Genomic DNA, 10,042 nt, shown 5'->3' with positions numbered 1-10,042 from the left:
TACTTTCAATCATAACTCTCTGTAAAGGGCTAGGAGAAAAGGAGACTGATTATCTGAAACACCATCATGACAAAAGGGTATGGGGTGGGATATCACTCAAGCCGTCAGTTTCTGGCCGCTTGGGTGTTTTAAAATGACTCCCACGGATTAAGTAACTCAACCCCTGTGTCCATAAAGTCATTAATATTACGAGTGACAACCGTCATATTGTGAGTTGCTGCGGTGGCCGCAATCATGGCGTCACGCTCAGAGCGTCTGTCTGGTACGTGCATGGCAGCACAGCGACGCGCAACAGGTGTATCTAACACCAGTGTTCGCTCACTAAAGGCGGGGATGACGTTATTTTCTAGCCAGTGCCTTAGCACTTCGCCTTGCTGCTTATCTTTGCGCTCAATGCTTAAAACCCCCATTTCCAGCTCTAGGAGCGTAATCACGGAAACGTAGAGCTGACTACTAGGGATACGGGCAGCCCATGCGACGACGTTTTGGTTGGCTTTTCCCGAGCCTGCTTTGCGCAGCTCAGAAATGACATTGGTATCCAATAAATACATTACGACAGATCCGCAGGTTTCAATAATCCACCTGACAGCGTTGGTGGTTCAAATTCAATATCATCTGCTTTTGGCATGGCCAATAAATCCACGATATTTTGAGTATTTCCAATCAGGCGTTGGTATTCGTCGATGCTGAGTAAGACATGTGCAGGCTTGCCTCTGTCGGTGATAATGACAGGGCCTTTATTCGCTGCTTTTTTTGCTCCGCTAGCGTCTTGGTTAAACTCTCGACTCGTTAGGTTAGTGATCATAGTGCACTCCTATTAGTGTTTGTAGATATGTTACTACTTTTTATTGTTGAGGGTCAACGTGAGAAAACCAATGGCTCAAGAGTTCGACTATTTGAAAGTTTTCATCCGTCCAATTGAAAATGAAACCCTGACTAATTGTAAATTTTAGGCTTTCACTATTTTCATCAGCAGGCTTGCCGATGTAGTTGAAGCCTAAGAAGAAAGCGCGGGCTAAGAAGGTTAAGGGATAATAGGAAAGCTGTATTACAAAAAGCGAAAAACCTCAATGAATGCACTGAGGTTTTGACGCCGACCGAGATTGCTCGATCCATTTTCTCACGTTTTCTAAGCCGTGATGTGGTGGTCTGGGTTATGCCGAAGCAAAATCAACGATTCGTTCTTGCTCGTCATGAGTCACTACATTAACACCTTTCGCTTTTAATCGGCCGACGACGTGTTCAAAAGCCTTATGACGTTGTTCATTGGCAGAGTTCGGTGGCCCTTCAACAGTAAACAGGGCTTTATTGGGTAACTTACCATTGCTCTTTAAAACGTCGAGCGCAAACAGCCATGAGCCACCGTGGTCGATAATTTTGCTAGGCTCCTTGTGTCCCAAGTTTAATGGCTTGATGATCTTAACGGGTTCTTTATCAAGTTGTTCAACGAATGGGAACGTCCGGTGATAAGTGTCATCACCTACAGCTGTTCGTTGAAAACGGTTGGCAATATTGGCCTGCTTGAGTAGCTTTTGAACGCCTCTTTCCAGAACTGTTTCTCTGTATTCCTTGGTCACAAAATTGCGCTCAACATAGTAGGCAAATAACTCGTCCAACTTGAGTTTAGGGTCGGTAGTGAGCGTCACTCTGGGCTCACTGAATCGAACAATACTCTCTCGCTCACGAACAGCTTCATAAAATAGCTGCTGACCAAATTCAATGCTTTGGTGGCCGTGATTTGTGAACGTGTGGTTTTTGAGCATTCCTTGGAAGCGGCTCAATTCTAAATTCATGGCTTTCATAGACTCGGTGTAAAGCTTCGAATCCATTTCTTCAAAGAAGCGGGTAATGCGTGCATATCGACGCGTTTCTAATTTGAAGATAAAGTTGTTTTGCTTCGGAGCTATCATAACGATACCCACGTTAGCAAACTCACCCGTCTCTACATAAGGGGCGAAGCGTACAATCGCATATTGGCAGGCAGTCTTATTCATAGTGTCCAGAAGTCGTCTGTTTCGTATTGTTTGAGTAATTGATAAATCAAGTCTAGTTCGAAATCAACAGGGATGGTCATTTCTGGGTCGATGTAAAACCATTCTTCTGGTATCGCATCGCATATTTTATCCCAGTCAGCCAATGCTGCCTCGAAGCGTTCATTGTATTGTTGCGGTTTGAGTAAGTCACCAAAAATGCTACTCCATTGCCTGGAAAAAACATGAAGATCTGCAAAGTTCGTTTCATCAAAGTCAGAATCAAAGGCTTGATTTTGATCGATAACTACCAGTTCTTTCGATTCGGGTTGCCATAATAAGTTCGGATTGCCGCCTTGTTGTGTGAGCATTCGGTCTTTGTTTTTCACCCACCAGTCGAATACTAATACGTCTTGTTGTATCGCTGCGGGTACGTCAGAAATATTGGATACTGTGAGTTCAATGGCATCCGCTTTGAGCTGTGAGCCAAATGCATACCCCGAGCCGAGATCTGATAATTTTAATGAGCTTCCTGAAATGATCAGCTCTTCAGGAATCTCGACGATTTCAAATGGCGCAATGGGTAGTCCGAGTGCCAAGCCAAGGTTTCCAGCTATCCACTCTGATAATTGGCTCCGCCTTGTAGTGGCAATACCTTTAACGAAGTAAGTCTGCTTGTCATCACCGCGACAGATAAAGGGTTCAGTCATGCCTTGGTCAGAACGGCGAATGACTTCTTCTATAGTTACCGTCATTAAAAGTGATGCCTCATTCGATACCCAATCAATTGTCTAGATATTGTAAATTATACATTACAAGAGTGTACTACAACCGTTATGCGTTGTTTGAATCGTCCAGTGCCACTGTTGATGAATTTATATGTAATGTCGGAGGTTCAAACTCAATAACTTCCCGATGCGGCATGGCGAGTAAGTTAGCCAAAGTAGCGGCAGCTAATGAAGCAATAAACTCTGGCTAAAGTCCATAATACTAGATGTATTGCACCGGTATCTGAACAACCCGTTCACTCAAAAATTCCACCCGCTTGCCACGATTGATCACAATTCCGTAAGGGCATTTCACATCGCTGATAAAGCCTTCCAAGCCTCTGAGTGCCTGACGTTTGACGACGGTATTCAGCTTCACTTCGATAGGGATCACGCCAAAGGTGCCTTCGATCACAAAATCCACTTCGGACTTATCAACCGTTCGGTAGTAGCTGTATTCAAGTTGTGTCGCCATAGTGGATTGAAAGCCGCGAATCAGCTCTTCGGTGACAAAGCTTTCAAACGAAAAGCCTGCGACCGGATGTACCAATAAAGCATCCAGCTGATTGATCTTCAGTAAGTGGTGCAATACGCCTGTGTCCCGGAAAAAGCCTTTATTACTTTTCTGTACCTTTTTCAGCGGGTTGTTACTGAAGGGTTGCACGTTTCGCCATAAAAACGTCTGGTGAATAATATCCAGATACTCTTTGATGGTTGGCACCGTGGTTTCCAGCGCACGCGCCATACTACTCATATTCAGCTGGTGTCCGGAGTGGTGCGCCAGTAATGACAAAAAGCGGCGGTAGACGTGGATATTTAACTTGGGAAACAGCCCGCGAATATCCCGGTTTATGTAGTTTGCAATGTAATTATCCATCCATTGCGCTTGATAGAGGTCGTTGCTTTCCGACTCCAACACGGGCTCAGGAAAACCGCCTTGTAGTAAGGCCTGCATGCTGTGTGCCAGCGTCATCGAGGTAGATAGATCGCTGAACGCTTCAATCCCATCCGCGCCAGATAAAATGCGCTCATATAGGTCCGGCAGGGGCTGGTCAAAGCGCTCGGTTTGTTTAAACGGCCACATTTCGACAGTTGCAATGCGACCCGCCAAGCTTTCTGTAATGCCTTTTACAATCTCGGGAGAGCTTGATCCGGTCAGCAGAAACCGACCTTTGAGTTTACGGTTTTCATCAATCACGCTTCTGAGTACGCGAAATAAATCCGGGTACTGCTGGGCTTCATCGATAATGACTTTGTCGGTGTTGAGTGTAAAGAAAGCAATGGGGTCGTCAGTGATTAGCTGATAGTCATCGGGGCTTTCGAGGTCGTAGTATTTCCAGTCAGGTCGAAGCTGTTTGACTAAGGTCGATTTGCCACATTGGCGAGGACCGATCACAGCAACGGCAGGGAACATGTGGAGTAGCTGGTCGACTTTTCCGGCTATATGGCGTATTTTATCCATGATATTTAAATGTTAGATTTAAATTTAATGGATTAATAGTAACTTTGATGGGTAGTGTTGGCAAGTTATACGGAAGACTGATCTGGTGTTGCCATGCCTAAGGCGCTATGTGTTTCTATGACTGGTGTTTGTCCTAGTGAGTAATAGTGTGCAGGCACAGTATGGTAGCTAAAACGCCCAGCTGGACTTTCAACGTGTTTTGAACGATTAATGCACATGGGAAGTGACTTCAATAACACGTTCGGATGGGGGAGTAGTCATTTAAAAAAGGTTAGAAGTGTAGAGTGAGGAATGACTTGGTGTTGTAGTGAGGATAAGTGGCTTATAGCGTCAGCTTAGTAAATTTTGTATGGATAATTCAATAGAAAGTGATTATCTATACAAAATCTACTACAAAGCTAGCACCACAAACCCCTTCAAAGCGATGCGTACGCGCCCTTACTTACGCTTCTTAATCGTCGTCTGCGACGCCTTATTCTTACGCATCGGGCGCTTATGGCTGGCAATTTTCTTAACCAGTTCATCACGATAATTCACTTCAAAACCATCACGGTGAATGCGTTTTATTTTCTGCCCGATCAAGCGCTGGATGCTGTCCAGACTGCGTTCTTCTTCACGACTGACAAAGGAGATGGCGTGGCCTTGTTGTCCGGCACGACCAGCACGACCAATGCGGTGTACATAGTCTTCCGCGAGATACGGCAGGTTGAAATTAATCACGTATTCCAGTCCCTGAATGTCGAGTCCACGCGCGGCAACTTCGGTGGCAATCAGAATCTGTACTTTGCCGGATTTAAAGTCGGCAATCGCGCGGCGGCGTGAGCCTTGGCTTTTATCACCATGACAGACGGCAACCGGGTGTTTTTTCAGTTTTAAGCGCAGTTGGTCTGCTTGTTCTTTGGTGCTGGTAAATACCAATACCTGAAACCAGTTGTATTCTTCGAGTAGCTCCATAAACAGGTCTATCTTGCGGCGTTCCTCTACCGGATATAGCACGTGCTGTACGGTTTCAGCGGTGGCATTGACTTTGTTGGCGCGAATCGTCAGGTGATTTTTTAACAGCTTATGGGATAACTCATTCACACCGGGTGTGAGTGTGGCGGAGAATAATAAGGTCTGACGCTTTTTAGCGGTGAGTTTCAGAATCGCCTGAACATCACTGATAAATCCCATGTCCAGCATGCGATCGGCTTCATCCAGTACGGCGTATTGAACGGAGGATAATTCAACGTTGCATTTTTCGATATGCTCTAGTAAACGGCCCGGTGTGGCGATGAGTACATCAACACCGGCTTTTAGTGCAGTTTCCTGAGTGACTATTTTAGCGCCACCGTAAACCGCTTTAACGGTGATGGGTAGAAATTGTGCGTAAGCGCCAATGGTTTCCGCGAGTTGTTCGGCTAGTTCGCGAGTCGGTGTGAGGATCAGGGCTTGCGGGCCTGTCGCTTCGCTTGACTGCGACTTTTCTGCCAGCTTCTGCAGAATCGGCAATGAGAATGCCGCGGTTTTTCCTGTGCCGGTTTGGGCGGTTGCAAGGATGTCTTTGCCACGGCGTGCCGGAATAATCGCTTGTTCCTGAATGGCGGTCATCTCGCGGTAGCCGCAAGCGTCGATCGCTTTCTGAAGATCTGGGGCGAGGTCAAGCGATGAAAAAATCATGGGTATTCCTTGTTTAGCATGCTGCAGTGTCGTTAAAGGGTGAAGCGTGGATGCGCATGGTGTGGAGTATATAGGAGAATGTCTGTGGTGCTATCAGGTTTTTATTACTTCACAGTAACTCAACGTATCATTGTGCCTCAGCTTTTTGTAAAATCTCCTTTTGACCGATAGGTAGACTCATGGCGAACATCACACATATCGAGCCGCTTCAGACTGCAGCGATGCCCTCTGCTGCGCGTGTTCGCAATAATGTCGTGATTCCTCTGCATAAGCTTGAGGGTACTGACGCGACGTTCTTTACGTTTGATGGCTTGGTGGATGGCAAAGAGCATATTGCGATTGGCTTAGGCGACTTTGACAAGGTTGAGGTGCCGCTGGTGCGTCTTCATTCTGAGTGCCTGACGGGTGATGTGTTTGAGTCGCAGCGTTGTGACTGTGGTGCGCAGTTAGAAGAAGCGATCAAAAAGGTCAAAGAGCAGGGCGGTTATATTCTGTATTTACGTCAGGAAGGTCGCGGTATCGGGCTTTATAATAAGATCGATGCCTATGCTTTGCAGTTGGAGGGTTATGACACCTTCGAGGCGAATCAAAAGCTGGGCTTTGCTGATGACTTACGTGATTTTGAAGTGGCTGCGCAAATGCTGCATACACTTAAAGCCGATCGCATCCGCTTGCTAACCAATAACCCCAATAAAGTGCAGCAGCTTGAGCAGTACAAGATTGATGTGACTGAGACTGTGACCACCGGTGCATTTATTAGCGCGGGCAACCATTCTTATCTAAAGGCGAAGGTGCTAAAGGCGAATCATCAGATTGATGTTACATCTGACGACGCTTCGTAGTTTCGAGGTCATACCCCGCTAGCTATTTAATCGGCGGTAACGCGCTAACATGCTTTCATTGCCACTAATGCCGCCATTGTGCAGATATAGCACGGGCGTGTCAAAAGCTTGATCTTGCAGCACCAACCAAGTTTTGGCGTCATACATGAGTTCAAACTCGACGCCTGTGCTGTTTAATAAGTCTTGATAGATTGCCAGTAATTCCGGGTGTAATTCACCGAAATGGTAGCGTTTTTTGCTGTCCAGAATGAGGGGATAGCGCTCTGTATCGGGCAGTAGTTGCCTGAATAGTTTCTCAAGGGTGTCTCTGTCACCAACACAAGGCACCGTATAAACGGGGTGTGTGAGGTGTTTTTGCAGATATAACGCAGTTGCGCCAGTTCCGGAAGGTGTCACAACCGATAGCTTATCGATGCGCTTGTCTTGGCAGAATTCCTCAATTTCCTCAGCCAATCGTTGCAATCCTGACTGTGCTTCTGGCATAGAAATACCTTGCGGAATCATCAAGCTTTCTGGTTCAGTCTGTTGTGCCGGTAAACCGTTGTCGGTGATATGCCATTGCATTCCAGCGTCTAAGGCGGTGCGTAAATTTCCAAGTGGGTTTTGCCGTAGCCATTTGGGTACGGGACGACTGTAGTAATGAAATGGCAGGCCAATCATTTGGCATAACTGAGCCAGTGCCAGCATCGCGTTGGACTGAGCACCACCGTGACTGATGAGCCGTTGGTAGCCAGAGAAACCAGTGTTTAGCAGGCCGTATAATTTGCGAGCCTTATTTCCCGAAATGGGTGTCAGTAAATCATCGCGCTTCAGGAAGTAATCCCGGTTTTTAAAACGGATGGTTTGAATGACAGAGTCTTGCCAGTTAATTTGCAGTGCTTGTGTCAAAAGGGTGGGATTATGCCAGTGCTCCGCAGAACACTGGCAATAATTATTTTATGATTTTGGTGTATGGTTGTCTTTTGCCTGTGCGATTTTGTCTTTAGCTGCATCAACCAGCTCTTCAGCGTCTTCCTTCAGCTCACTAAGCTTTTCTTTTGCTTCCTGAGCCAGTTCGCCACTTTTCAAGTCGTCAACAACGTCTTCTGCTTTGTCTTTTAGCTCGCTGAGTTTCTCTTTAGCATCTTCAGCGAACTCACCGCTTTTGATGTCTTCAACCACTTCGTCTGCTTTCTCTTTCAGTTCGCCAGCTGTTTCAACAGCTTCTTCTTTGAAGTCTTCCAGGTTTTCAACAGCACGATCTGATAGGTCCGGGCTTGCAGTGGCTGTTTCGGCAACCGTTGCAGTGCTCATACCAAGGACTTTGTACAAACCACAAAAACTAGTCACACCCGTTGCCAAGGCAATAGCACCGATCAAAGTGATCAAAAAGTTTTTTGCAAAGAATAGACCAATGATCAAAAGGACAATTCCTACTGCGATTCTAATGTTTTTGTCGTTTCTACCAACGTTACGTTCTAAGTTCATGCTGTTAACTCCATTTGGGTAAGAAATCAGGTTTTATAGTTGTCATTTTCAGCGCCCATCATGCGCTAAAACAATACCTTAGTCGCCTGTTATCTGGTCAAAGTTCTATTTCATCATAGTAATAATTGGGATTACACGATCTTTTTCAACCTGTAACCAGAATACCGCAATCTCAACGCTTGTGAATTGTCCTGAGTCAGACTTTATTTATTATTCATTAATGATGCCCGTGAATATTGTATTCAATGCGAGTTGTTTAGCGTGAGGGATGCCAGTGTAACGGGATGTTTCGGGAGACCCATTCATAAGTCACAGCAGGCGTTTGATTGCTGGCACAACTGCCGCAGCTACCACTGTTACAGCCGGTATCCGCAGCATTGCGTTGTTGGATTTTGCCTTTACGTTGCCAGTATTGAATGGCGAACTGTACCGAGTCAGGTGTGATGTCAAAGTGCAAAGCGATGTCATTGAGCGAGACGCTGCCTCGTTGTTTCACGTAATCACGAATCTCACCCAGTAACATATCAACTGACCTTAACAGAGAAAGTCGGGTCAGGCGCCTGATTGCCCACACGATAAAAGGCCAGTACTGCCGCGGCGAATACACCCAATATTATCGCTGAGCACACCATTGATTGCGTGGGGTGCTGGCTAAAGGTAGCGAGTTGGTAGAATAAAACCGCAGCCCCATAGCCTAAGCCGGTGCTCCAGGCGACCCCTAGGAGTGTCCATTTGGTGCCGATTTCCCGATGCATCGCAGCGGTGGCGGCCACGCAGGGGAAATACATTAGGATAAACAGCAGGTAAGCGAATGCGCCGACTGCTCCATCAAAGCGGTGTTGCATGGCGGTAAAGGTGGATTTCTCAACGTCCTGATCATCACTGATACTGGCAATACCCAATGGGTCGAGCAGGGTGTCACTGAGCCCTTTGAGGTTGTCAGGAACGGTGGCGAAAGCTTGTTGCAATCCTTCCAGCATGCTTGGTGCGGTGTCTGTTTGCGCGTTGTCTTCGGGGGCTTTATCAAGGCTGCTGTAAAGCGCATCCAGAGTACCGACAACCACTTCTTTGGCTAATAGGCCGCTGAGAATGCCCACGGTTGCAGGCCAGTTGTCTTCTTCAATACCCATTGGTGAGAAGAGCGGTGTGATCACTTTTGCACTGGCGCTGAGTACGGATTTTTCACTGTCCTGATTGCCGTAGCTGCCATCTGTGCCCAAGCTATTCATGACGTTGATCACAGCGACCATTATGATGATAATTTTACCGGCGTCCTGTACAAAGCCTTTGAGTTTGTTCCAGGTGTTTAGCCAGACATTGCGCATTTGTGGGAGTTGGTAGGTCGGCATTTCCATTACAAAGTGACCGGCTCCGCCTTTTAGTAGGGTCTTGCGCATAATCAGTGCGGTGAGAACCGCAAAGGCAATGCCCACCAGATACAATAAAAATACGATGTTGTGGCCTGCCGTTTTAAAGAAGGCAGCAGCGAAGAGGGCGTATACCGCGAGTCTGGCACCGCATGACATAAAGGGAGCCATGAGGACGGTCATAATGCGTTCACGAGGGGTGTCCAGAGTCCGCGTTGACATAATCGATGGCACATTACAGCCAAAGCCAACAATCAACGGCACGATGGCTTTACCAGAGACGCCGAGGTTGCGCATTAAGCGATCCATGACAAAGGCGGCGCGTGACATATAGCCTGATTCTTCGAGCAAGGTCAGGAATAAATACAGCGCGCCAATCACCGGAATAAAGGTCGCGACTACTTGCAGGCCGCCTCCAATACCATCTGACAAGAATGCGATTAACCACTGTGGCAGATGGATTGCTTCAAATAATTGACGACTGCCATCAACCTAAAATCCTCAGTTG

General features: G+C 46.7%; 11 protein-coding genes. 1 reads left to right on the top strand and 10 read right to left on the bottom strand.

Annotated elements, in window-relative coordinates; translation table 11 throughout:
• Positions 1 to 128: 128 nt before the first annotated feature.
• The 6 genes from DKW60_RS22890 to DKW60_RS22865 all read right to left on the bottom strand — a co-directional run bounded on the left by DKW60_RS22890 (position 129) and on the right by DKW60_RS22865 (position 5,858).
• On the bottom strand, positions 129 to 551 hold the full coding sequence (locus tag DKW60_RS22890) for a type II toxin-antitoxin system VapC family toxin (protein ID WP_109839972.1): 423 nt from the start codon (positions 549 to 551) through the stop codon (positions 129 to 131).
• The gene (locus DKW60_RS22885) at positions 551 to 805 is read right to left on the bottom strand and encodes a type II toxin-antitoxin system Phd/YefM family antitoxin (RefSeq protein ID WP_109839971.1); all 255 of its coding nucleotides are present in this window, start codon (positions 803 to 805) and stop codon (positions 551 to 553) included. The genes DKW60_RS22890 and DKW60_RS22885 overlap by 1 nt, the downstream gene beginning before the upstream one ends.
• A 349-nt stretch (positions 806 to 1,154) precedes the next feature.
• Positions 1,155 to 1,994, bottom strand: coding sequence for a DUF3037 domain-containing protein (locus DKW60_RS22880; RefSeq protein WP_109839970.1), 840 nt, complete (start codon positions 1,992 to 1,994; stop codon positions 1,155 to 1,157).
• Positions 1,991 to 2,725 (bottom strand): HipA family kinase, encoded by a 735-nt coding sequence (locus tag DKW60_RS22875; protein ID WP_109839969.1) that lies wholly within the window; start codon positions 2,723 to 2,725, stop codon positions 1,991 to 1,993. Before DKW60_RS22875 ends, DKW60_RS22880 begins: the two co-directional genes overlap by 4 nt.
• Positions 2,726 to 2,960: 235 nt before the next feature.
• Positions 2,961 to 4,199, bottom strand: a complete 1,239-nt coding sequence (locus DKW60_RS22870; protein WP_109839968.1) for an ATP-binding protein — start codon at positions 4,197 to 4,199, stop codon at positions 2,961 to 2,963.
• Between the two features lie 438 nt (positions 4,200 to 4,637).
• Positions 4,638 to 5,858 (bottom strand): DEAD/DEAH box helicase, encoded by a 1,221-nt coding sequence (locus tag DKW60_RS22865; protein ID WP_109839967.1) that lies wholly within the window; start codon positions 5,856 to 5,858, stop codon positions 4,638 to 4,640.
• 179 nt (positions 5,859 to 6,037) lie between these two features.
• Between DKW60_RS22865 and DKW60_RS22860 the strand changes: the two genes are divergently transcribed.
• Positions 6,038 to 6,700 (top strand): GTP cyclohydrolase II, encoded by a 663-nt coding sequence (locus tag DKW60_RS22860; RefSeq protein WP_245929770.1) that lies wholly within the window; start codon positions 6,038 to 6,040, stop codon positions 6,698 to 6,700.
• 18 nt (positions 6,701 to 6,718) lie between these two features.
• On the opposite strand, the gene DKW60_RS22855 is transcribed toward DKW60_RS22860, so the two are convergent.
• The 4 genes from DKW60_RS22855 to feoB all read right to left on the bottom strand — a co-directional run bounded on the left by DKW60_RS22855 (position 6,719) and on the right by feoB (position 9,990).
• Entirely contained in the window at positions 6,719 to 7,588 is an 870-nt protein-coding gene (locus DKW60_RS22855; protein WP_109839966.1) for a 1-aminocyclopropane-1-carboxylate deaminase, read from the bottom strand.
• Between the two features lie 48 nt (positions 7,589 to 7,636).
• Entirely contained in the window at positions 7,637 to 8,167 is a 531-nt protein-coding gene (locus DKW60_RS22850; protein WP_109839965.1) for a YgaP family membrane protein, read from the bottom strand.
• A 256-nt stretch (positions 8,168 to 8,423) separates the two neighbouring features.
• Positions 8,424 to 8,690 (bottom strand): FeoC-like transcriptional regulator, encoded by a 267-nt coding sequence (locus DKW60_RS22845; protein WP_109839964.1) that lies wholly within the window; start codon positions 8,688 to 8,690, stop codon positions 8,424 to 8,426.
• A 1-nt stretch (position 8,691) separates the two neighbouring features.
• Positions 8,692 to 9,990, bottom strand: coding sequence for a ferrous iron transport protein B (gene feoB, locus DKW60_RS22840; protein WP_281271883.1), 1,299 nt, complete (start codon positions 9,988 to 9,990; stop codon positions 8,692 to 8,694).
• Between the last annotated feature and the right edge of the window lie 52 nt (positions 9,991 to 10,042).

It is taken from the genome of Leucothrix pacifica (assembly GCF_003172875.1).
Classification (GTDB): domain Bacteria; phylum Pseudomonadota; class Gammaproteobacteria; order Thiotrichales; family Thiotrichaceae; genus Leucothrix; species Leucothrix pacifica.
This window is presented reverse-complemented; position numbering and strand designations above follow the sequence as displayed.